Source organism: Bradyrhizobium sp. SMVTL-02 (assembly GCF_051853005.1).
Taxonomy (GTDB): domain Bacteria; phylum Pseudomonadota; class Alphaproteobacteria; order Rhizobiales; family Xanthobacteraceae; genus Bradyrhizobium.
Map to the genome: position 1 here is coordinate 1275937 of NZ_CP182469.1, position 23355 is coordinate 1299291.

General features: G+C 59.5%; 15 protein-coding genes and 3 pseudogenes. 10 read left to right on the forward strand and 8 right to left on the reverse strand.

Annotated elements, in window-relative coordinates:
- Positions 1-19: 19 nt before the first annotated feature.
- Entirely contained in the window at positions 20-1615 is a 1596-nt protein-coding gene (rpoN, locus tag ACNJYB_RS06170; protein ID WP_439373174.1) for an RNA polymerase factor sigma-54, read from the forward strand.
- Between the two features lie 504 nt (positions 1616-2119).
- Here the strand turns inward: rpoN and groL are convergent.
- Positions 2120-3760 (reverse strand): chaperonin GroEL, encoded by a 1641-nt coding sequence (gene groL / locus ACNJYB_RS06175; protein ID WP_439373175.1) that lies wholly within the window; start codon positions 3758-3760, stop codon positions 2120-2122.
- 91 nt (positions 3761-3851) lie between these two features.
- Complete coding sequence (locus tag ACNJYB_RS06180; RefSeq protein WP_439373176.1) at positions 3852-4166, reverse strand: co-chaperone GroES; 315 nt, start codon at positions 4164-4166, stop codon at positions 3852-3854.
- Between the two features lie 1982 nt (positions 4167-6148).
- Between ACNJYB_RS06180 and ACNJYB_RS06185 the strand changes: the two genes are divergently transcribed.
- On the forward strand, positions 6149-6301 hold the full coding sequence (locus tag ACNJYB_RS06185) for a hypothetical protein (RefSeq protein ID WP_439373177.1): 153 nt from the start codon (positions 6149-6151) through the stop codon (positions 6299-6301).
- Between the two features lie 180 nt (positions 6302-6481).
- A complete protein-coding gene (locus ACNJYB_RS06190) occupies positions 6482-7711 on the forward strand; it encodes a cytochrome P450 (protein ID WP_439373178.1) in 1230 nt (409 codons plus the stop codon).
- Between the two features lie 168 nt (positions 7712-7879).
- Here ACNJYB_RS06190 and ACNJYB_RS06195 read toward each other — a convergent pair whose 3' ends face one another.
- The 3 genes from ACNJYB_RS06195 to ACNJYB_RS06205 all read right to left on the reverse strand — a co-directional run bounded on the left by ACNJYB_RS06195 (position 7880) and on the right by ACNJYB_RS06205 (position 10837).
- Positions 7880-8272, reverse strand: coding sequence for a response regulator transcription factor (locus tag ACNJYB_RS06195; protein ID WP_439375473.1), 393 nt, complete (start codon positions 8270-8272; stop codon positions 7880-7882).
- 82 nt (positions 8273-8354) lie between these two features.
- Positions 8355-9026 (reverse strand): response regulator transcription factor, encoded by a 672-nt coding sequence (locus ACNJYB_RS06200; protein ID WP_439373179.1) that lies wholly within the window; start codon positions 9024-9026, stop codon positions 8355-8357.
- 597 nt (positions 9027-9623) lie between these two features.
- A protein-coding gene (locus tag ACNJYB_RS06205; protein WP_271580986.1) for an IS3 family transposase occupies positions 9624-10837 on the reverse strand; the annotation gives its coding sequence in 2 pieces (ribosomal slippage) (positions 9624-10561 and positions 10561-10837; 1215 coding nt in all).
- 1627 nt (positions 10838-12464) lie between these two features.
- Here ACNJYB_RS06205 and ACNJYB_RS06210 point away from each other — a divergent pair.
- The 7 genes and pseudogenes from ACNJYB_RS06210 to ACNJYB_RS06240 all read left to right on the forward strand — a co-directional run.
- On the forward strand, positions 12465-13886 hold the full coding sequence (locus ACNJYB_RS06210) for an MATE family efflux transporter (RefSeq protein ID WP_439373180.1): 1422 nt from the start codon (positions 12465-12467) through the stop codon (positions 13884-13886).
- Between the two features lie 645 nt (positions 13887-14531).
- A pseudogene (locus ACNJYB_RS06215) lies at positions 14532-15191 on the forward strand (ArdC family protein); the annotation flags it as partial.
- A 197-nt stretch (positions 15192-15388) separates the two neighbouring features.
- Positions 15389-16927: an IS21 family transposase gene (istA, locus tag ACNJYB_RS06220; protein ID WP_439373150.1), complete on the forward strand. Its 1539-nt coding sequence runs from the start codon at positions 15389-15391 to the stop codon at positions 16925-16927.
- Positions 16924-17478, forward strand: coding sequence for an ATP-binding protein (locus ACNJYB_RS06225; protein WP_439373149.1), 555 nt, complete (start codon positions 16924-16926; stop codon positions 17476-17478). The genes istA and ACNJYB_RS06225 overlap by 4 nt, the downstream gene beginning before the upstream one ends.
- A gap of 49 nt (positions 17479-17527) precedes the next feature.
- A complete protein-coding gene (locus ACNJYB_RS06230; RefSeq protein WP_439373148.1) occupies positions 17528-18550 on the forward strand; it encodes an IS110 family transposase in 1023 nt (340 codons plus the stop codon).
- Between the two features lie 265 nt (positions 18551-18815).
- Positions 18816-19061, forward strand: a pseudogene (locus ACNJYB_RS06235) (ATP-binding protein); the annotation flags it as partial.
- A gap of 266 nt (positions 19062-19327) precedes the next feature.
- Positions 19328-19495 (forward strand): annotated as a pseudogene (locus ACNJYB_RS06240) (zincin-like metallopeptidase domain-containing protein); the annotation flags it as partial.
- Between the two features lie 115 nt (positions 19496-19610).
- On the opposite strand, the gene ACNJYB_RS06245 reads toward ACNJYB_RS06240, so the two are convergent.
- The 3 genes from ACNJYB_RS06245 to ACNJYB_RS06255 are packed head-to-tail and all read right to left on the reverse strand — an operon-like array spanning position 19611 to position 23211.
- Entirely contained in the window at positions 19611-20615 is a 1005-nt protein-coding gene (locus ACNJYB_RS06245) for a tyrosine-type recombinase/integrase (protein WP_439373181.1), read from the reverse strand.
- Positions 20612-21988, reverse strand: coding sequence for a tyrosine-type recombinase/integrase (locus ACNJYB_RS06250; RefSeq protein ID WP_439373182.1), 1377 nt, complete (start codon positions 21986-21988; stop codon positions 20612-20614). Before ACNJYB_RS06250 ends, ACNJYB_RS06245 begins: the two co-directional genes overlap by 4 nt.
- Positions 21985-23211, reverse strand: a complete 1227-nt coding sequence (locus tag ACNJYB_RS06255) for a tyrosine-type recombinase/integrase (protein ID WP_439373183.1) — start codon at positions 23209-23211, stop codon at positions 21985-21987. Before ACNJYB_RS06255 ends, ACNJYB_RS06250 begins: the two co-directional genes overlap by 4 nt.
- Between the last annotated feature and the right edge of the window lie 144 nt (positions 23212-23355).

The window sequence follows — 23355 nt, forward strand, 5'->3', positions numbered from 1 at the left end:
GCTTTGAAAGGATTGCGTTATGAGTCTGACGCAGAGATTTGAGTTTCGGCAGTCGCTGGTGATAACGCCGCAGTTGATGCAGGCGATCAAGCTGCTGCAATTGTCTAATCTCGATCTCACGACCTTCGTCGAGGAAGAGCTCGAACGAAATCCACTACTCGAGCCCGCTGGCGACAATGAGCTCGCAACCAGTGATGTTTCTGACGAAACCAGCCTGTTCAGGGACCGCGAGGAACGCGGAGGCCAGGACCATGAACCCTCAGACGTGACCGCCGAAACGTTCGAGCTCGGCCAGGAAGAATGGCCGAGCTCTGATGTCGGCAGCCGTATTGAAATCGAACACAACGTTGTTTCCGAAGAAGCTCCCGAGGTGGGCGTTCGTAACACCCAGGATGCAGCGACGAGCGTCTACCCTGAATGGGGCGGGGGCGCCTCCGGTGACGAGGATTACAATCTCGAAGCTTTTGTCGCGGCAGAGACAACACTGTCCGACCATCTCGCCGAGCAGCTCTCGGTCGCATTCACCGCACCCGCGCAGCGCATGATCGGGCAGTATCTCATCGACCTCGTCGATGAGGCCGGCTATCTGCCGGCGGACCTGGGCGAGGCCGCCGAGCGGCTTGGTGCATCGCAGCAGGATGTCGCTGATGTCCTTGCGGTGCTGCAAAAATTCGATCCGCCCGGCGTCTGCGCACGATCTCTGAGCGAGTGCCTGGCGATCCAGCTTCGTGAGCTCGATCGCTACGATCCGGCGATGCAGGCGCTGGTCGAGAATCTCGATCTGTTGGCCAAGCGCGACATCGTTTCCTTGCGCGAGCTCTGCGGCGTCGACGACGAGGATATCGCCGACATGATCGGCGAGATCCGTCGCCTCAATCCCAAGCCCGGCATGAAGTTCGGCTCCTCGCGCCTCCAGGCCATGGTGCCGGACGTCTATGTCCGCCCAGGCCCCGACAGCGGCTGGCATGTCGAGCTCAACAGCGACATCTTGCCGCGCGTGCTCGTGAACCAGACCTATTACACGGAGCTTTCGAAGAAAATCGGCAAGGACGGCGACAAATCCTATTTCACCGAAGCGTTGCAGAACGCCACCTGGCTCGTGCGCGCGCTCGATCAGCGCGCCCGCACCATCCTGAAGGTCGCAACCGAGATCGTGCGCCAGCAGGACGGCTTCTTCACCCATGGTGTCGCACATTTGAGGCCGCTCAACCTGAAAGCGGTCGCCGACGCAATCCAGATGCATGAATCCACGGTGTCGCGCGTCACCGCCAACAAATACATAGCGACCAATCGCGGCACGTTCGAGCTGAAATATTTCTTCACCGCATCGATTGCGTCGGCCGATGGTGGCGAGGCGCATTCCGCCGAAGCCGTCCGCCACCACATCAAGCAGCTGATCGATTCGGAGGAACCGTCCGCAACCCTGTCGGATGACGCGATTGTGGAACGGTTGCGTGCGTCCGGCATTGAAATCGCCCGCCGCACGGTTGCGAAGTACCGCGAAGCCATGTGCATTCCGTCTTCGGTACAACGCCGTCGCGACAAGCAGAGCGCTCTTGATAACGTTCTCTCCACCGCCCTGTCCGATCGTTCCCGCAACACCGAGCCGGCCTGATTGCGGCTCAAAGCTAAAGCATGAACCGGACCCGACGGCCCGTGTTAGCGCAAAGTGTGAAGCGGTTTTCCGGAGAGATCATGCGCAAACAACAACCTAAAGCGCGATGACGATTCATCCTCATCTCATCACGCTTTAGGCATCAACCGAGCGAGCCGTTGCATCAGCTGCGAGACCTATGAGTGTATCGAGACTATTACGGCCCCAGCCCGGCTTTCCCGCTCGAGACAACAGGGACAACCCGCCGGACGGTCACATGTGATCTCGATCGGCGACATGCCCATGGGCAATGTCGTCGGGCGCGTCAGTCTTATCTTCTGTTCAATGATCTGCGCGGGCGACCCGCGCACGGAACGATTTTGACAGAGGCTGAGGTGAGGGATCTCTAAAAAGGTCGTTCGAAGATCGCGTTTTGCGTGCCCCGAGACGAGTGGAAAAGCGAGCTGAAAACAAAAACCCCGGCATTGCTGCCGGGGTTTTGCATTTCGTTGAGAGCGCCGGACCTTAGAAGTCCATGCCGCCCATGCCGCCGCCCGGGGGCATGGCGGGGCCGGGTGCGGCCTTCTTCGGCAGCTCGGCGACCATGGCCTCGGTGGTGATCAGCAGCGCCGCCACGGAGGAGGCGTTCTGGATCGCGGCGCGCACGACCTTGGTCGGGTCGATGATGCCCTTCGACACCAGGTTACCGTACTCGCCGGCCTGTGAGTCGAAGCCGTAGGCGTACTGATCCCTCTCGAGAATCTTGCCGACGATCACCGAGCCGTCTTCACCGGCGTTGATCACGATCTGGCGGGCCGGCCAGGACAGCGCCTTGCGCACGATCTCGACGCCGGTCTTCTGGTCGTCATTCTTGGTGCGAAGGTTCTTAAGCTGCTCGGTGGCACGGAGCAGGGCGACGCCGCCGCCCGGCAGAATGCCTTCCTCGACCGCCGCGCGGGTCGCATGCATCGCGTCATCAACGCGATCCTTGCGCTCCTTCACCTCGACCTCGGTCGCGCCGCCGACGCGGATCACCGCGACGCCGCCCGCGAGCTTGGCGAGACGCTCCTGCAGCTTCTCACGGTCGTACTCCGAGGTGGTCTCCTCGATCTGCGCCTTGATCTGGGCCACGCGCGCCTCGATGTCGGCCTTCTTGCCGGCGCCGTTGACGATCGTGGTGTTCTCCTTGTCGATTATCACCTTCTTGGCGCGGCCGAGCATGTTGAGCGTGACGTTCTCGAGCTTGATGCCGAGATCTTCCGAGATCGCCTGGCCGCCGGTCAGGATCGCGATGTCCTGCAGCATGGCCTTGCGGCGATCGCCGAAGCCCGGAGCCTTGACGGCCGCGACCTTCAGGCCGCCGCGCAGGCGGTTCACAACCAGGGTCGCGAGTGCTTCGCCTTCGACGTCCTCAGCGACGATGATCAGCGGCTTGCCGCTCTGCACCACGGCCTCGAGCAGCGGCAGAAGCTCGTTCAGCGAGGAGAGCTTCTTCTCGTTGATGAGGATGTAGGCGTCGTCCATTTCAACGCGCATCTTCTCGGCGTTGGTGACGAAGTAGGGCGAGATGTAGCCGCGATCGAACTGCATGCCCTCGACGACATCGAGCTCGGTCTCGAGCGACTTGGCTTCCTCGACGGTGATGACACCCTCGTTGCCGACCTTCTTCATGGCGTCGGCAAGGAATTTGCCGATCTCCGCGTCGCCGTTAGCCGAAATCGTGGCGACCTGGGCGATCTCCTCGTTCGAGGTGACCTTCTTGGAGTTCTTCTGGAGGTCAGCGACGACGGCGTCGACGGCGAGATCGATACCGCGCTTGAGGTCCATCGGGTTCATGCCGGCGGCAACCGCCTTGGCGCCTTCACGGACGATCGCAGCCGCGAGCACGGTCGCGGTGGTGGTGCCGTCGCCGGCCGCGTCAGCGGACTTGGAGGCGACTTCGCGCACCATCTGGGCGCCCATGTTCTCGAACTTGTCGTCGAGCTCGATCTCCTTGGCGACGGTGACCCCGTCCTTGGTGATGCGGGGAGCGCCGAACGACTTATCGAGGACGACGTTCCGACCCTTCGGGCCGAGCGTGACGTTCACGGCATTGGCGAGGATGTCGACGCCGCGCAGCATGCGGTCGCGGGCGTCAACGCCGAATTTCACTTCTTTGGATGACATATTGGTTTCCCTGAGTTGTCTTGGTCTCATCTCACCCTTGGCGAGGCGCCCGGCAGGCGCTCCTCAGGGGTGAGCGGTGCGAGCGGTTGGATTAAGCGACCTTCTTCTTGGCCGACAGGTCGGTGAGTACGCCCATGACGTCGCTCTCTTTCATGATCAACAGCTCCTGGCCGTCGATCTTGACCTCGGTGCCCGACCACTTGCCGAACAACACGCGGTCGCCGACTTGGATGTCGATCGGGATCAGCTTGCCGCTCTCGTCGCGGCCGCCGGGGCCAACGGCGATCACTTCGCCCTGCGAGGGCTTTTCCTTGGCCGTATCGGGAATGATGATGCCGCCAGCGGTCTTCTCTTCTGCGTCGATGCGCTTGACGACGACGCGATCATGAAGCGGACGGAAGTGCATGCAGTCCTCCTAAAACATTTGCAGGAGTTGAGGATTTCAACGTTGTTAGCAGTCTGTGCCAGCGAGTGCTAGCGCAGGCGCAGCTGAAATAGGATGGGGTTTTTACGGGAGCAAGGGCTTCCAGCAAAAAATCAGCACTCAGAAGCGTATCTATCTGAATCATTAGCGTCGCTAACTGGTCCGCCCGCTATTAGCGCAGTGTAGCTGCTCGGCCGAGGCCTGCACGATGTCGCGGCGGATGCTCTTGGCCAGGACGAATCCCCAAAAGATTGATGGCCTCGAGATTCTTAGTCATCTAATGCCATTCAACTTGGTCTCATTGACTGCTCGAAAGCCGGCTCCGGCCGATGCAGACGCGAGCGCTGATGAGCGCGCTGGGTAACAGGAGCTTGCCGTGGCTTGCTTCAGTGGGCGGTCCGGATTTTCTTCGAGTTACCGCCATGTCCGCAACAGCGAAAGAGCGTGAACAGGTTCGCTGATGCCCCTCATTCATAAGCGCGCTTATTCATCTTGCTCAATCACTAATCTTGGCAGTTGACGGTAGCTGATGAGATCGGCCAGGCGCGCCGGTGGCGCTCTCTTCGGAGCTGAACGAAACGCGCGGATTCGAACACAGGCATCAGCCACAGAAGGCAAACCGACGATTGGACGGTCGCTCACCCGAGCAATGCTTTCTAGCATTGCATAAGGTTAGACCATCCAGCCGTTCTGGCCGCCTCTGCTGATGAAGGGAATCGTGGCGGACTAGGAGCAGTCCCGCTCATCGGAATGCTTATCAATGGCGGCATTTTACATGCACAGCCGTGCGCTGCGCCTTAGCATAACGGCAATGGCGCTCGCGAAATGATCACTGGCGACGTCATGCCGGATTCCGAAGGGTCATGCAGAATCCCGGTAAAACGGACTCGCACGTCCCGTGCCACGGTTCGTGCCTCGGCCGAGCCGCGCGGCGGAACGGATCAAGACGAGCCAGCGCTCACGCAAAGCTCAATCGCGCTTCATCCACTTTTCTTCAAGATGCTGATGATCGTATACGCATCGTCTCGCGTCCTACGATTGCGACTAGATCCGCCTCGGGGAGGCAACGAAAGGAAACCGTGCCCGTTTCACAACATTTTCTTTAGACCGGTCGCAAAGAGTAAAGTGAGGGGCGGCACCGACGACTGGATCGGAAATACGCCGAGTCCGCCCCCGCATCACCCTGGGAGGCCAGTGATGCGGCTTTGAAGGTAGCAAACAATCGGATCATGCAGCTACTGCAACTATCTCACACCAGGATGGCACGCATGAGGGTTGAATCGGCCGCGGCGTCAGGTTGTATGCTGTCGAGCCCCTCGGATATCTTGACCACGCGCAGAAAGAAAACCTGACAGTCGCGACAAACAAGCGCAAGTCGCGGACAAAGATTGCAGGCAACGCGAGAGACGTGGTTTGGAGCCTTAGTAGATCAGCAACAATGATCCGATTTGGTCGTTAGTGCGACCCGCTCAACGCGCAAAGCCGAGATCTTTAATCCCGATAATACGCCAGCCGCCTCCTTTCTGCTCCAAGGCGTTCCCTTCTCGTTGGATAGGGTTCGTCCATGTTGCTCGATCAAAATGATCGCGGCAGACTGGCCCGGCGATCGGGCCATCTCTTCCCAAACGCGGTTGCGTCTCATGCCGGAGCCCTCTTCTGATCTAAGGTCTCGACCGAGCTCTTTAGCCCGAGTTCTCGGGTCGGAGCAAAATCCGGGCCGCAACGAATATAGTTCTGGTCCTTGTCGTCTATACGGCAAGATGCGACGGCGTCGGCCGCTCGATCTTTGTTCGACGTCTGACAGTGGGGCACAACTGTGTGAGATCCAAAACAGTTGCGTGCTGTTGCGCCTTCTCGAACCCTTCCGAAGCGCGATGAGGTGCTGAGAGTTCGCGAGGGACGCTGGCATGCCCCTTGCTCCCTCTCACAGTAGGCCAATCGAGGCCAGTTGGAAGGAGCTGAGCATGAGCAGCACGACAGGAGCTTGGGCTTACGGAGAGAAAGCGCCGATGCCAAGTCAAGAGCAGACCAAAACGAAAGAAGTTCGTGGCTCTTCGAGCCGCGGCGGTTTTGGGGCCATGCCGCAGGATGCAAAAGCTGCGGCAAAAAGCGCGTAAGGGGCGCTGACGAAATCGGGCGCACGACTGCCCGGCTATGCAGGGCCGAAAGTGCGGTACCGCTGACCTCGCCCTGCCCCTTGACGGCAGGGCGAGGAAGCGTCGCTGCTTTAGCCGTTGATAGGAGCTGGCAACTGCGGTTGCTCATTGCATCGCTAGAATGAATGAGTTGGGTGGGAATTGACCGTCCTTTACGACAAACTGGATCTCCCCAATATACAGGATCGGGTAGACTTTGCTGCGTTTATGTTGGGAATAAGCCACACCGATCTCTACAGGTACGAAACGGGCGGCCGCCAGATCTTCGTTTTCAACTCTCCTGAATTGGTTCAGCGCTTTTACGAAGACACTGATTGTTACGATATCAGCGAGCACCACTACAGAAACATTGTGTATGCATATGCTCCGTCGGCATTCCCACTGTTGAAATTGAAAGCGATTTCCGCTCGTCAAGTGAAGCCGTGCGATACAATTCTAGCTGAGCTAACTCAGAGCGCGGCTGGCTTTCAAGAGCGTGTTGCGCCATTCGTTGCAGATCAGAGCACGATCGAGATCTCACATGAGATCAAACGCTGGATGCTGATCCTGATGGCGAAATTGCTTTACAATTTCGATATCTCTCGCCATGCCGACGAGTTCATCGTGAGAGGAAATTTTATTGAGGAGTGGCTAGCGAATGTAGAACACGCCGATTGCTGGCCTGAGAGGAGGAGAATTGACAGCGCGCTTGAAGAGAGTGAAAAATTCTTTCAGAACGTTGCGCTTGAAATCTCGAAGATCAAGCTCTCTCATTGCGACCAGAAGCTTAAAATGCCGGAAGATCTGGTCGCGTACACGATCATCCAAACGCTGATCAACGCCTTCCACGCATCCGCGACCTCCATCACGTGGACCTTGATGCTTATTGCCGGAAGCAGTGTCGAAGAGGGTCTATTTGAAGAAGTGGCGGCAGCCGGACCCGAGTTCGATTTTCGGAGCGTGAAATCAGCTCCCAAGCTCCGGGCGGCCTTGATGGAAAGCTTGCGACTTTATCCGCCCGCGTGGATGCAAGGCAGACACGTACGGAAGAATCACAAGGTTGGCGGGATGAACATTCCTCAGGGCAGCGCAGTGATGGTTTGCGCATACTCGCTGCATCGCAATGCAAAATATTGGAAACGTCCTGGAGAGTTTCTGCCGGAAAGGTTCAATGGCCGCTCGACCTACGACACCCGATGCTATGTGCCGTTCGGCGGAGGACCCCACATCTGCCCAGCATCTGGACTGTCAATTCCGATTTTGCAAATGATGCTTGCTTACATGATCCGGCGGTTTCGCTTCTCAGTGCATGGGACCGCGTGTAAGCCTCGAGGGCTAATTGGGCTGAGATTGCATCCAGGTCTTTGGCTCAAGCTTAGGCCTCGACAGTGAACATCTGCGTGGGCGGCGCGGAGGTTTGGTGCACGTCATGGATTTCCATGAGCGCGTCGCCATCGATCAAGCTACTTGTCACTTCAAGGTGACGCGAAACGGCTGCCCAACTTGCTGGAGTCTCGCAGTGCATGCCTGACTGAATGCTGTGGGGAGCGGCCAAGGTCCTCAGGCGTGTTTGCCGCCTGACCTTGACAGCGCAATGGTCAAACACTTGATCAACGCAACCGTGGCGAACGGCTTAGCAAGAAAGCAGATCCCGCCAGCCTCGATCGCTCGAGCGCGCACCGCATCGTCTGGGAAGGCCGTGATGAAGATGAACGGCATACGATGACCGAGGCTTCGCATATGCCTCAGCAGATCAATTCCGCTCATCAACGACATTTGGACGTCGGTAATCACACAGGACGTCTCGGTCAATTCCGCAGCGCTTAGGAACTCCTCGGCGGAGGCAAATGCATGGACCAAGTATCCGTACGATGCCAGAAGGTTGCTCGTGGCGGCGCGAACGGATGGATCATCGTCGATGACCGAAATGACGGAATGCTTGGGCAAACTGATCGCTCGTGATCCGGGAAACTGCTCGCCGCGGTTGCGGCCGACGTCGGAAAGTGAGGGCGCGAAGCAGAATTGAAAAGCATACTTAGGTTTGTACGTTCCCCTTTGGTCGAGAAATCCCGAGAGCTTCACTCATTCTTATGAGGTCAGCCAGCGACTTCGCGCCCATTTTGCGCATGACCTGGCCGCGATAGATTTTGACGGTAATCTCTGCCAGCCCGAGCTCGCCCGCCACCTGCTTGTTCAACAGGCCAGAGGCGACCAGGGCCAAAACATCGCGCTCCCGTGAGGTCAGACTTTCGAGCCGGGATCGCAGTTCAGAGACCGTTTTTTCGAGATCGCGCCGCTTGCGGTCTCGTTCGATCGCGGCCCGCACCGCGTCGAGCAGATCCTGCTCGCGTACCGGCTTGGTCAGGAAGTCGACCGCACCGCTCTTCATAGCCTGGACGGTCATGGGAATATCGCCGTAACCCGTGATAAAGATGATCGGCGTGTGAATGTTTGCCTCAGCGAGTTCGGACTGCAGATCGAGGCCGCTCGATCCTGGTAGGCGGATGTCGAGCACGAGGCAGCTCGGTACCTCGGGCGGGTTCGCCTGCAAAACCTCCGCCGCAGAGCCGAAAACCTTGACCTTAAGGCCTACTGATTCAAACAGATTTGTAAGAGCCTTGCGCATCGAAGCGTCGTCGTCGACGATCAAGACGATCGGTTCATCGGTATCTGTGCGCGACTGCGGTGCTTGCGAAAGCTCGCTCATGATGCAACCTCCTGTTGCACGCGAAGGTTCATGTGAAACGTCACGCCGTATCCCTTTAAAAGTGCACCAAGCGCAAAAGCCGCCAAGAAGGCTTGTGCGGCCAAATTATCCAATTTCGCTATCTGCGTCAGTATTGATCGCAAAACTGCCCATTTTGCGACTATATGGGCGATTCGGTTGGGGCAAAAGGACTACAAGGCCCCAACGGGCCCGTGTTGGGCGCGATCGAAGGCCTTGCTGCTCTACCGCATCGCCCGAGGGCCTCACTGCGGCGCCAATTCCGTATCCCCGACCGGAACTGCGGAGAGGGGCTGGACATTGATTCTCGCCAGAGATGCTGGTCGCTCTCGCGACTGGCCCGGTCCGGGCGACTTAAGGTTAAGCAGCCGTCGTCGAACAGACCAAGATGCCAAAGGAATGAAATGGTCCGAGCCACTCCAAAACTTCCCGCTTCCGGCTTTGCTCTCGAAGTAGATGGCCGACTCAAAGCCGAATTTGCGACCAAAGACGGGGCGCTCGCCGGTGAAATGGACCCGCGGAGCGGGACCGCTTGAACCGGTTTGTTAGTTGGAAACTGACCGCTCCTGATCCTTTCTATCACGCTGCCAGAGACTCTGTCTGCTGCTGTTGCTGTGGGCATGTGGTCAACGCGTCAGCGTTGTCCACCATGTCCACAGCCTTCGCGGCCTGCATCCGTTCGCGCCAGACCGCCATCGGCGTGCGATAGCCGAGGGACTGATGAAGGCGACGATCATTGTAGAAGGCGATCCAGCTCGCGATCCCTGCCTTGGCCTCGCGGCCGTCGGCATAGCCCTTGAGATAGATGTCCTCATGCTTGAGAGACCGCCACAGCCGCTCGATGAAGACGTTGTCCATCCAACGACCGCGGCCATCCATGGAGATCTTGATCTTTGCGGCCGCCAGCGCGCCGGTGAAGGCCACGCTGGTGAACTGGCTGCCCTGGTCGGTGTTGAAAATCTCCGGCGTGCCGTACTTCGCCAGCGCCTCTTCCAGAGCCGCCACGCAGAACGAGACGTCCATCGTGTTCGACAACCGCCACGCCAGAACCGCACGGCTCGCCCAGTCGATGATGGCGACGAGATAAAGAAAGCCGCGGCCGATGGGCAGATACGTGATGTCGGCCGCCCACACCTGGTTTGGCCGGTCGATCGTCATGTTGCGCAGCAGATAGGGATAGATCTTGTGGCCCGGCGCCGGCTTTGTCGTGTTCGGCCTTGGTCCCAGCGCCGCGATGCCCATCTTGCGCATCAACCGCTGCACACGCTTGCGATTGACCTGAAGCCCCTCAGCCTTCAGCATCGCGGTCATTCGCCGCGAGCCCAGGAACGGCCAGGCGGTGAACAGCTCGTCGAGGCGCCGCATCAGGGCGAGGTCGTTGTCGTTGGCCGGCCGTGGCGGCCGGTAGACCCCAGAGCGGGCGATACCAAGCAACATGCATTGCCGGCGAATCGACAGCGCCATGTCGGCGCGATCGAGCATTCCTCGACGGTCCGGCGTGCTCATCTTCCGGACCTCCGCGCTAAAAAATCGCGCTCGACTGTCAGTTGTCCAATCTTGGCGTGCAGCTTCTCGATCTCTCGTTCGCGAGCGTCCTCGCTCTCCCGCCCGACACCCGCGTCAAAGGCCCGGGCCGCCTGGTCCAGCAGCTGCTTCTTCCAGGCATAGATCTGGTTCGGGTGAACCTCATAGCGCTGGGCCAGATCGGCCACCGTCGTCTGCTCCCGCACGGCTTCCAGCGCGATCTTTGCCTTCAGTGCCGCGTCGATCTTGCGTCTCGTCTTCGTTGTCATCATGCGCTCCGTCTATCAAACGGAGCAGCCCCTTCCAACTAAGCACGTGGTCCCACAATCGGGGTCCATTTCACCGGAGCGCAGGAGCTTAAGCAGCGTTTTCCCATGCTTCAGGTCAGAATTTATGATGCTCGGACGATGGCCAGGGAGGACGTCCACCTTCCGCGGGCTTGACGTTCTGCGTTCTCGCCGTTTAGCGCGTGGGGCTGGCGCCTCACCAGGCTCTCATGAACCGAGCCACGCAGCGTCTTGGCCATCGGTTTCGATCCCTCGCGCACCAAGATGTGTCCCTCCCCGAAGGCGTTCTGATCCAAGGTCTCATTGCGTTCAGCGACCAGGCTTGGATCTTCCTTCCGGGGGGCATTTTTCGTCCCTAACGACTTTGGTCGGCTCTTGCGGCCCCCCGACCAAGGAATGCACCGCTGCCTTCCGTTGTGTGTCGCCGGGGCCCGCGCCATCTCTTGGACCACCATTCTCCCGGCTGTATGGCAGTCCACGCGACAAGCCCGGGAAGGGGGCAGGTCACATTCTGCTTTTTGCTGGTGACCGCAGTGAGCCGTGGAAGGCAGGGACGGGCGATCTTGCATGAAGTCTCCTTCATGGCTTGAAAGCGGAATGAGACGCATGGTGGATTTTCCGCAACGGCCTGAGGGCCGGGCGTTCGTGAGGCTCCCGGCCGCTCATCGCGGAGAATCAGTGACCAAAAACTATATCTTCTATTCTCGATCGGGCGACTGCAACGGTTAGATAAACTATCGGCCGGACCATAGAGTGGCTCAGCACAGAGGTGACGCGGGTCTTCATCGCGAAAAACGCTTGCGCGGTTGCAGGGGAGATCGGCTCAAAAAAATGAACAAGCGCGACGACGTCCATCCCTTATCACGCGTGTACTGAGCCCCTCCAAGGTCTGACGCATGAAGACTAGCTCGCTTCAAGCCATTCGAGCATCGTGCAGCGCACTTTCTAGAAATCTGAACGATCCACATCGAAGAAAGACAAACCTTCGAGGCCCGCATGAGCGGTTTGCCCCACCGACTTTCGAAATCGACAGAAGCATTGCAATCCTGGTTGTCCGATTTGCGACCTGCTGTCAGGGCCAGTACACGTCCGGTTAGCAGATAGCCTTGTAATCAAGGCTCTCGGCTTGGCATGAGCTTTGAATGGCAGGATTTATTCAGGACAGCCGCTCGAAGGATTCCCAGGTGTGACGAGCATATCAGATGCCGGTGTGCGTGGGCCGCAACTTCGGGGTCCTCAACGTCGGCGCCGCCTGGCGCGACGCTCCTGCGGGATGTTGCCAGCAAAGTTGAGCACGTCGCAATCGAGTTCGCTCCATGAGGAGCCAGTGATCCCGATGTCTGTATGTCGGCCATCAACCGCTTTCTTACAGAAAGAGAGGTGGAGCGCTGGTGCAGACTTAGCTGCTCTCGGCGGTCGGGAGCTGCGGACGAGCACCGAACCCATCGGTCGCGCTCTCGCCCGCCGTTTCTAAACCGACTGAGCAAGATCTGACGTTGCATCGTTCGACAGCGGTCCGGGATCGCGGCAAGCGGACGCTCCTCTCCGTAAAGCAGAGATGTTAGGGCCGGCGAAGTAAACCGGACGGCGGTGTTGTATGGATAAACGAGTGGAAAAAGCAGTGCTGGACTTCCAGCATAAGCGCACGACACCGGGGGATTATCATCAGCTTGTTACCGAGTTTGTTGAACTTGCGAAGCTCGCATGGCCAATGGTGCTGACGCAGCTTGGGCAAGTCATGATGATGACGACCGATCTCGCCCTGATAGGAGGCCTCGGTCCTGAGGCGCTTGCTGCGGCAGCACTGGGTGTCGTCATATACCTCATTGGCTTCACCCTCGGCGTCGGTTTGCTGGCCCCGATCGCGCCGCTGGCAGCGCAGGCGTTCGGAGCGAAAAACCTTGCCGCGCTCAGACGCACGGTGCGCATGGGACTCTGGGCGGCGCTGCTGTTATCGCTTCCGATCATTGCCTTTGCGCTCCAGGGAGAACGAACACTGCTCACCTTCGGCCAAGCGCCCGAGGTGGCGCGCCTCGCGCAGCAATACCTGTTCGGACTAGCCTTTGGCGTGGTGCCGGCGCTGGGTTTTAACGGCTTTCGCAACTTCATGGCTGCGGTCCACCGGCCGCAGCCGGTTTTGTGGATTACGATTGGGTCCATTCCTCTCAATGCGCTCATGGCTTATTTGCTCATCTATGGAAAGCTCGGCCTGCCGCAGCTTGGGCTTTTCGGGGCCGGCCTTGCGAGCAGCTTCGTGAACTTTACGATGTTCTTGGCCGTGTTGTGGTTCGCCACAATGCGCTTCCCTTTCCGCGACTATCACGTGCTTGCGCGTCTGCGGCAATTCGATTGGCCGTTCATGAAACGATTGATCGCGATGGGAATTCCGGTCTCATTCATTGTCTTGCTGCAAGGCGGACTTTTTTTGGCCGCCGGGCTCCTGGCCGGCCTCGTCAGCATTAGAGCGCTTACTGCCCATCAGATCGCGCTTCAAGTCGACACGGTCCTATTCGTGGTTCCAGTAGGCATCAGCACGGCGGCGGCCGTGCGCGTCGGTCACGCCGTAGGTCGCCGGGACGGACCTGGCGTCAAAAGAGCAGGGATGATTGCTATACTCCTTGGCATTATGGCTGCTGCGGTACTGACGATTGCGGTTGTCGCCGTACGTTTTGAAATCGTCGGCCTGTTTGTGGACGATACGACTGAGGGTGCCGGCGCGACGACAGACTTGGCGGCCAACCTGCTTTTGGTCGGCGCGAGCTTCTTTATCAGTGATGCCGCTCAGCACATTGCGGCGGGCGGCTTGCGTGGACTGAAGGACACTCGCATCCCGCTTCTTTTCGCCTGCGTAGCTAATTGGCTAATCGGCTTCACCCTAAGTTACGTGCTCGGTTTGAAGATTGGGCTTGGTGCGATTGGTATCTGGATTGGTTTGTCGATTGGCACGACCATCTACGCGTCTTTCCTCGTGACGCGTTTCCTGCTGCTGGCGAGCAGGCTTGCTCCGCGAGGGAGTCCCGCAACTTCGTAAGTCAGGCATATTGGTCAAGCAGAATTCCCAGAACTAGCAAGGGGTTTGGGCTTCTACCGTTACCCAAACGACCCTCCGGTTCGAAAAAAGATTCTGGTTTCTGAGTATCCTGTCATGCGAGCCTAGTGTCGTTCACACGGAACGGTCCTTGTTCAAGTGACATTCGATATCAATCGGGCAGCGGCGCATCGAGGCACCGAGGCATGCCCTCCGCCGAGATCAGTTTGACCGTCGGTCGGCAGGTCTCGGCAAGCGAGCGCGCGCCTCGTCGCCTTTCGGTTGGAGGACTTTGATCCCTCGCCGTCACACCAACTGCTTTGTTCCGGATCCGGTCGCTCCTGCGGGCGCATTTTCGCCTTCTCTTGGGACCCCGGTCCGCCGTCGCCAAGGCGGCGGAGCTCTGCGGATTCCTGCGGTTAGTTGGTACGCCCGCCGTGCATGGAGCGCCTTCGTTGTACGAAGTCGAAGTTATTCTTGCCTTGTACATTCACCAACCACGTGCGCCCGCTGTGGGGCTGCCGTCGCAGCCGGTCAGATCTGCGTATAGCTCAGCAGGGGCTCCTAGAGTGAAAGGGCGGTGCCTTCGAGGTGACGGGTTCATAGCCGCGAGAGAGTCTCGCCGGTGCCCGTTCTCGGAGATTAGCGATGTCCAAGCGCCATCCTCGCATCGGGACCGGCCAGAAGCGGGCGGGCCTTTATGACGAAATTACCGATAAGATCATTGCCGAGCTCGAAGCCGGCCGCGTTCCATGGGTGCAGCCTTGGGGGACAGCGGCGGCCAAGGCCCCGCTTGCCATGCCGAACAACGCCTCGACCAAACGGCACTACAGCGGCATCAATGTCCTGATCCTTTGGGGCGCGGTCATCGAGCATGGCTTCGCTGGTCAGAGCTGGCTCACCTTCCGCCAGGCGCTATCGCTCGGCGGCCATGTGCGCAAGGGCGAGCGTGGTACGACAGTGCTCTATGCAGACCGCTTCGTACCGAATGATGAAAAGCGCCGAGCTGCAGAGACCGGCGAGGAAGCGCTGTCGATTCCCTTCCTGAAGCGTTTTACGGTCTTCAATGCGGATCAGTGCGACGGCCTGCCTTCGGAAATCGCGGCTACGGCGCCTCCTCGGCAGCAGGGACTGATCGAGCCAGCTGTCGAAGCCCTGATCAGGGCGAGTGGAATTGAGTTCCGCATTGGCGGTGATCGCGCCTTCTATGTGCCGACAGAAGACTATGTGCAGGTGCCGCCGCCGCAGGCCTACTTCGAGCCGATCAATTGGCATCGCACGGCGCTCCACGAGCTTGGCCACGCAAGCGTGCGTGTTCCAGCCGATCGTGATCACGGATTCCAGGCCATCGTGATCACCCATTCCAGAGCATCGTGATCACCGTTTCCAGCTGATCGTGATCGCTATTTCCAGCGATCATGATCGGGGGACAACCAGGAGGCGCGCACCGCTGACAGTCTGCAACCGGGGTAGCTCGGTCTTTTGCTCAACAGCAGAGGATCGAGATGCCGACAGAGAGACTGTCCATGCGCCACATTCGCGAAGTTCTACGCCTGCACTACAGCGTCGGCATGTCGCAACGCGCCGTTGCCCGCAGCCTGGGCCTGGCCCAGGGTACGGTCAGCAAGTACGTCAACCGAGCACGCCGCGCCGGTCTGACCTGGCCGTTGCCAAAGGAGCTGGATGACGACGTCCAGCTCGAGTGCCGCTTGTATCCGCCGCCCTCCGATCGCCCCAGCGAGGAGCGTCCGCAGCCGGATTGGACGCTCGTGCATCGCGAGCTGCGGCGCCGGAACGTCACGCTGATGCTGTTGTGGGAGGAGTATTGCGACGCAAACTCCGACAGCTTCAGCTATGCGTGGTTCTGCGAGCGCTACAGGGAATGGGCCGGTCGCCTCAAGCCGACCCTGCGTCAAGTTCATATCGCCGGCGAGAAGCTGTTCGTCGACTATTCCGGCCACACCATGGAGGTGGTTGACGGGCTCTCCGGTGAGGTGCGCAGCACGCAGATCTTCGTCGCCGTGCTCGGCGCCTCGAACTACACCTACGCCGAAGCCAGCCTCAGCCAGAGCCTGCCGGACTGGATCGCCTCGCACGTTCGGGCATTTGCCTATTTCGGCGGCGTGGCCCGGCAGACGGTGAGCGACAATTTGAAGGCTGGCATCACCCGGGCCTGCTTTCACGAGCCGATGGTCAACCGGACCTATGCCGATCTCGCCCGCCATTACCGCACCGCCATCGTTCCGGCGCGGCCGTATCATCCGCGCGACAAAGCCAAGGTCGAAGTCGGGGTCCAAATCGTCGGGCGATGGATTCTGGCGCGCCTGCGCAACCGCCACTTCTTCTCGCTCATCGCCCTCAACGAGGCCATCCACGCGCTCCTTGGCGAGCTGAACGATCGACCTCTCCGGAGCTGGGGGCGAAGTCGGCGCGAACTGTTCGAGGAGCTCGATCGTCCGGCACTCACCCCCTTGCCGGATGAGCCCTACGAGTACGCCGAATGGAAGCGCTGCCGGGTCAACCTCGATTATCACATCGAGATCGCCAAGCATTACTACAGCGTTCCCTATAGCCTCGTACATCAGGAGGTCGAGGCGCGCATCACCCAAAAGACCCTCGAGATCTTCCTCCGTGGCAAGCGCGTAGCCTCGCATCTGCGCAGCACCTTGCCGCATCGCCCGACCACGATCGCCGAGCATATGCCGAGTTCGCATCGCCGCTATCGCGACTGGACCCATGAGCGCATTCGTTCCGAAGCCGCCAAGGTCGGCCCCGATGCCGAGACGCTGATTGACGTCATCCTGCGGTCGCGGCCGCACCCGGAACAGGGCTTCCGCTCGGCGATCGGCATTCTTGGGCTGGTCAAGCGCTACGGCCAGGAACGCGTCGACGCCGCCTGCGCCCGGGCCCTCCTGCTCAACGCCCGTTCGTACAAATCGGTCGCTGCCATCCTCAAGAACGGCACTGACAGAACCGCTCCTTCCGCCGAGGAGGCGCCCATCCTCTTCCACGCCAACATCCGTGGCCGCAGTTACTACAATTGAACCAGGAGACGATCAGCATGCTCATTCACCCCACCGTCGATCGCTTGCGCGCCCTCGGCCTTGCCGCCATGGCCGATACCTTCGTCGAACTGCAGAACAATCCCGAGGCGGCCGAGATGCCGCACGCCGATTGGCTCGGCCTCCTCGTCGATCGCGAGGTCACCGCCCGCGACAACCGTCGCCTCACGCGCCGCTTGAGCAGCGCCAAGCTCCGTCAAGCCGCCGCCATCGAGAACGTCGACTATCGCACCGCCCGCGGCCTCGATCGTTCGCTCTTCCAGACCCTCGCCACCTGCCAATGGATCCGCGATGCCAACCACCTGGTCATTGTCGGCCCAACCGGTACCGGCAAGTCCTGGCTTGCCTGTGCGCTCGGCAACAAAGCGTGCCGCGACGGCTTCTCCGTCCTCTATAAGCGGGCACCCCGCCTGTTCGCAGATCTTGCGCAGGCGCGCGGCGAAGGCCGTCTGGCGCGCCTGATTGCCGCCCTGGAGCGCGTCAATCTCCTCATCCTTGATGGTGTGGACGGCCTCACCTCAACGGCATCATAGTGCCAAGGCGTGGTCACCAGAGCGCCACAAAGAAGGGAGACCGTCCGAGATGAAGTTTATTAGAATAGGCGTTGATCTCGCCAAGAACTATTTTCAGATTCATGCGCTGTCTAGTGAGGATGCACCAGCCGTAAAGCGCAAGCTGACGCGCCGGACGATGCGCGAGTTCTTCTCGAGGATCGAGCCGTGCCGCGTTGGCATGGAGGCTTGCGGCTCAGCGCACTATTGGGCGCGCGAACTGAAGGACATGGGACACGATGTGTCTCTGATGCCGCCGGCCTACACAAAGCCCTATGTCAAACGAGGTAAGAACGATGCCGTCGATGCGGAAGCCATCTGTGAAGCGGTCTCGCGCCCTGCCATGCGTTTTGTGCCGATCAAGAGCGCTGATCAGCAAGCGACCCTGATGTTGCACAAGACGCGCGAGCTGCTGGTCAAACAGCGAACGATGAGCGTGAACGCTCTACGCGGCCATTTGGCCGAATTCGGTCTTGTCGTCGCCAAGGGCACCGGCCGCGTCGACGAGCTTTTAGGCCTCGCAGAAGGCGACGCGACTCTTCCCGACGCCGCTGTCCTGGCCGCGAAGGTTCTCGGTCAGCAAATTGATGCGCTCGGAGGCGCACTCGATGATTTGGAGAGGGAGATCGCCAAGGCTCACGCGCTCAGCGAGACGAGCCGTTCGCTCGGAGAAATTCCCGGCGTTGGCAAGCTTGTTGCCTCGGTAATTACAGCCAGTGTACCAGACCCAAGCGTATTCAATTCGGGACGGGATTTTGCTGCCTGGCTGGGTCTGACGCCCAGGCAAATTTCAAGCGGGGGTAAACCAACTCTCGGAACCATCACCAAGGCGGGTAATCGATATATAAGGAAGTTACTCGTTCTCGGAGCAACATCGCTTCTAAACGTTGTGGAAAAACGCCGCGGCGGCTTGCGCGACTGGATTGTCGGGCTTTTGGCTAAAAAGCCGGCGCGGCTTGTGACCGTCGCCCTCGCCAACAAGCTTGCTCGGATCATCTGGGCAATGATGAAAACCGGAGAATGCTTCCGCACCGAGATGTTCGCCAAACTTTGAGTGTCGGACAGCCGCATCGAAGAGTTATAAGCTTGGTAAGTGCAAGAAAGGCATGATGAAAGACAACGGTCGCCACCGAAAACCAGGAAAACCCGACCAGTCGTGTGAGCCTCAAAGCTCGCATCCTTGATGTGACCCCTTGGTTCTCGGACTTCATCAGGGCCAGCGGAGATATGATCCGCGCTAAAGGCCGGACATACGATCGCAGCCGTCCAAGTCGTTCGAAGTGCCAAATTGTGCTTGCCATCAGAGGCCGTCCACATACGACGACTGGGGACCCGAACCGCTCACCGCCGACCAGCGCCGTGATCTGCTTGAGATCGTCGACGATCGCTACGACAAGGGATCCTTGTTGATCACAAGTCAGGTGCCCGTGTCGCAATGGCATGACGTCATTGCCGATCCCACCCTCGGCGATGCGATACTGGACCGTATCATTCACAATGCCCACCGTATCGAGCTCAGAGGCGACAGCCTGCGCCGCCAGACCAGCGAAAGGAAAATGCCGTGAGCACCTCGCGCACGATCGTCCCGCCGGCCCACAGGCCCCTCCCGCGCGCGTCGCTACGTCGCTCGTGGGGGCACTCCGCGCCGCGCACGGGGCCCTCCCATGGACCGCCGCGACGATCTCCAAGCCAGCCAACCAGCCTTGACGAGGAGACCGTTTCCAGCAAACTTAAAACCGTCAGTTGTGTTCGTCTCCAGTGATCACGATCATCTGGAATCCGTGATCACCATCGTCTGGAACACCTGATCACCATCCCTGGAATACGCACAAGCGGTCATTCTTCACGACTCAACCGCGATCTCAGTGGCTCTTTTGGCACCAGGAAGTACGCGTTTGAGGAGTTGATAGCGGAGCTGTCCGCCGCGTTCTCCTGTGCCTCGCTCGGCATCGTTCCGACAGTGCGGCACGCCGACTATATCGCCTCATGGTTGGAGTAATGGCGAGCTCGCCATTATTCCAATAATCAGCAGCAGATCATAATGTGAAGGAGCACCGCGTTTCCGGTGTTATGAGGGGATGGTGTGCGATCTCCTCCACATTATCTCTTTGCCGCTAAAGGGTATCGAGCCAGGCGAGAACGCTCTGGTCCTGTTTCCACGATGGCCGCTTTGTCGATCGTGTTGGGCATACGAGGCGTTCCAGTGCCAGGCGCTTTGTTTCCAGATTTGCCTGAGCGTAGTGGTTTGTGGTGTCGAGGCTGACATGGCCGAGCCAACTTCGGATCACAGTGACGTCAACTCCTGCCGCCACCAGATGCACCGCCGTCGCATGACGGAAGCTATGAGGTGTTACATGCTTCGAAGTCAGGCTGGGCGTGATCTCCGCTGCCGCTTCGACGTATTGCGCCAGTTTGAAGCGGACACCCGATGCGCCGAGCGGGACCCCATATCGATTAACGAAGATGGGCTCGTCGTCGGCCCTCGGCTGTCGTATGAGCTGCGATCTTAGCAACGACACGGTTTCTGGCCAAAGAGGGCTCAGGCGCTCTTTTCGCCCTTTGCCATAAAGACGCACGCAGCTTGGCGAGTCGAACCGGATCGCCCCCGGGCAAACATCGAGCGCCTCCTGGATACGCGCGCCGGTATTGTAGAGGAAGGAGAAGAGCGCGTGGTCGCGCTGCCCCTCGATCGTCGAGCGATCGGGCTGCGCCAGAATGGCCTTCACCTCCTCGGGCTCCAGATAGCACGGCGCATGGATCGGGGCTTTCTTCATGGGCACGTGCAGAATCTGAGTGCATCGCTCGATGGCCGTCGGCTCACGATCAGCAACGAAGCCGAAGAAGCTGCGCAACGCGGATAGGCGACAATTTCGGGTGCCGATCGTATCTCCGCGTTCCTGCTCGGTGTATTGCAGGAAGGCCTTGACCTCGAAGGCAGTCAGGTCGCTCAGTGTGAGCTGGGCTACCGGCCGATGTCGGCGTTGAGCCACAAACCGGAGGAACAGGCGCCATGTGTCGCGATAGGATCGAACGGTGTGCGCAGAGGCATTTCGCTGCTGAACCATCCACTCGTAAAAGAAGGCGTGAAGCAGCCTCGGGAACGGGTCGACCGGTTTCATGGCCGCACTCCTTCTGACGCGTCCGGGCAATGTGACGCGTATGTCCGGAAGCGTTCGTTTGCTTGCTGAAGGAGATCCTGGGTAACCGTGATGTAAACCAGTGTCGAGTGGATATCGCGGTGCCCTAGGTATGTCGCTAGGAATGGAAGCTTGTCCTGCGGATTGATGCCGGCGCGGTACCATTCGAGAATGCGGTTTACCACAAACGAGTGACGCAGGTCGTGGATGCGGGGGCCCGTCTTGCCTTTCGCCGGCTTGAGTCCGGCACGCCGCAGGATGTCGACAAGGCAACCGGCGATCGCGTGCGACGTGTAGCGCGCATTGCCCTTGTCGTGCCAGAAGAGGCCAGATTCAGGGCTTTGTGGCACCTTTGCCTTGCGCCTCGCCTCCAGATATTCCCGCAGCGCCGATAGCGGGCTGTCAGCCAGCGGCAGGATTCTCGACTTGAAGAACTTCGTCTCCCGGATGGTAATCGTGCCGACCTGAAGATCGATGTCAGCAAGGTTCAAGCGTGCGAGTTCACCCAGCCGCAATCCCGCACAATAGGTCAGGACCAGCATGGTGTAGAGACTGATCGGCCGTAACGGTGCACGGGGAGAGGGGTAGGTTCGAGCGATATCGAGGAGGCGACGAACCTCTTCCGGGCTGTAGATATGGGGTCGACGCCATTGCCGAGCGACCTGCTGTGCGGGACGCCGATCCGGGCGCCTTGGTTTGCTACCGGGATCAAGATGATGCTGCGCCTTGGCTAAGGCGCGAGCGACCCTCTCACACTCGGCAGCGTGGTTGGCGGTTGATCGCGCGGCAGCCCAATGCTGCAACATGACCGATATCGACTTACCCGCCAATTCCGGATGGGCCTGCAAGAAGCGGTCGAACCGCCAGAACCAGCGGGCCTGTGCTTGATAACGGTAGCCTCTGGCCCGCATCAGAGAGATGTGATTGCGCATGAGGTCGCCGAGAACGCTGCCGAACGGCGGGAACTGCCGTAGCGATTCGAGTGCCTGATCGGGATCGGGCGCGAGCAGCGCCCGCACGATCGCCTTGTCGCTCTTCGCATGGTACTCGGCGCGCAAATCAGCAATGGGATTGCTGATGATGAACGCTTCCTCCACGAGGAAGTCGAGGAAGCGATTGACGATGCGGGCGTGGTGCAGCAGCGTGGACCGGGCCCAGATAGCAGCACCCTCGCTCAACCAGATTTCCAGGACTCTCCGATTCACCTGTGTGCATTGGCATTGCTGCCGAACAACAACATCCTGGAAGCTGCGCAAAGCTTGCCGATAGGAGATGGGGCTGATCGGACAACGCAGCCGGAGCCGGCCGAGATAGCGAGCAATGATCTTGCCGTCGGTGTCGGGCCAAGCGTTCATGAGCGCACCTCCTGTCCCGGGATCTCCAGGGCAATTGCGCGCAGGTCTTCGGTCGCCAATTTCAGGTAGGGGATCGTCGATTCCGTCGAACGATGACCCAACACGTCACCGATCAGCTTTCGTGGGACCGACGCCCGTAGCAGACTGACGGCACGCGCATGGCGGAAGATATGCGGACCGCGTTTGCCGCTTAGGGTGATGCCCGCCGCTTCGATCCGCCGGCTGACTTCGCTATAAATTCGCACCATGGGAACGTAGGGCGCGCGCGTGCGGACAAAGATTTCTCGCACATCAGTTTCAGGGCGGCCGTGCCGGAGATAATCGATCAGCGCTTCACCGACGGTCTCAAACAATGGCAGCCGAGAATGATCACCCGTTTTGGAGCGGCGGATGTGCAGAACATCGCCGCGCCAATCGACATCTTCCAGTCGCAACCGGATTATTTCACCGGCACGCAAGCCATAGACTGCCAGAAGTTGGAGAATGGCATGGTCGCGCAAGCCCATCGACGACCGGTCTTTTCGGACAAATTCCAGGACGGTCGAGATCTGATCCGCACTTAACGCGGATGGGATGCCTTCATAGGCATAGAGCAGCGGAGCAATAACGTGCTGGGAGAGATCGGCCGCGGTGCGACCTGTCCTGTGAAGATGTTTCAGCAGCGACCGAAGCCGCTCGGCGACATCTTTCAAGGATTTCCGCGTCAGCCCGCGAGCCCGCATGTCCATGTAGATATCGAGATCGCGGACGGTCAGGCCCGCAAAACTGGCGTTCGAACGCTTGATGAGCCAGGCACAAAAATTTCGGGCTTCCCACAGCAAGGCGTCGACCGAAGCCGTGGCGAGCCCGCGTTCTTCCCGCAGCCACGTCTGATACTGTTCGCACACCTCTCGACAGAGAAGTTCGCCAGCGGTGGCCGCAGGTTCGGGTGGCCACCGCTTCAACGCAAGCTTCAGCAGCGCGTGGATTCCTGATCTGGGAATGCCTATCCAATAGCGGGCTGGAGCGCGGCCATGACGTTTGCGAAATTGTCGAACCGCAAGGCGCAGATAATCCGTTACGTCTGCCGGCGTGACCGCTTCAAGAGCAACTTTACGCGCCGCCAGGTAGGCAAGAAAGTAGCCGGCGTTGCGGCAATAGTTGTGAACTGCAACTCGATTATATCGCTGTCGCGTGAGCGCATCCTTAAGCTCCGCGACAAGGCTACCGTATCCATGTGGCATGAAGGCTTCCTCAACTGTGTTTGATCAACAGCCGAGGGTCTCATGCCGGAAATAATGCGCAGCAGATCGCAAGCCGTTTTAGCCGATCTCCACAAGCCGGCCGCGCTAAGAATCTTCCTTCACATTATGATCTGCTGCTGATTA

Excerpts from the sequence above, each read along its gene's own strand:
- rpoN (WP_439373174.1), top strand. The coding sequence starts at position 20 with ATGAGTCTGACGCAGAGATTTGAGTTTCGGCAGTCGCTGGTGATAACG.
- groL (WP_439373175.1), bottom strand. The coding sequence starts at position 3,760 with ATGTCATCCAAAGAAGTGAAATTCGGCGTTGACGCCCGCGACCGCATG.
- ACNJYB_RS06180 (WP_439373176.1), bottom strand. The coding sequence starts at position 4,166 with ATGCACTTCCGTCCGCTTCATGATCGCGTCGTCGTCAAGCGCATCGAC.
- ACNJYB_RS06185 (WP_439373177.1), top strand. The coding sequence starts at position 6,149 with ATGAGCAGCACGACAGGAGCTTGGGCTTACGGAGAGAAAGCGCCGATG.
- ACNJYB_RS06200 (WP_439373179.1), bottom strand. The coding sequence starts at position 9,026 with ATGAGCGAGCTTTCGCAAGCACCGCAGTCGCGCACAGATACCGATGAA.
- istA (WP_439373150.1), top strand. The coding sequence starts at position 15,389 with ATGCCGACAGAGAGACTGTCCATGCGCCACATTCGCGAAGTTCTACGC.
- ACNJYB_RS06230 (WP_439373148.1), top strand. The coding sequence starts at position 17,528 with ATGAAGTTTATTAGAATAGGCGTTGATCTCGCCAAGAACTATTTTCAG.
- ACNJYB_RS06245 (WP_439373181.1), bottom strand. The coding sequence starts at position 20,615 with ATGAAACCGGTCGACCCGTTCCCGAGGCTGCTTCACGCCTTCTTTTAC.
- ACNJYB_RS06250 (WP_439373182.1), bottom strand. The coding sequence starts at position 21,988 with ATGAACGCTTGGCCCGACACCGACGGCAAGATCATTGCTCGCTATCTC.
- ACNJYB_RS06255 (WP_439373183.1), bottom strand. The coding sequence starts at position 23,211 with ATGCCACATGGATACGGTAGCCTTGTCGCGGAGCTTAAGGATGCGCTC.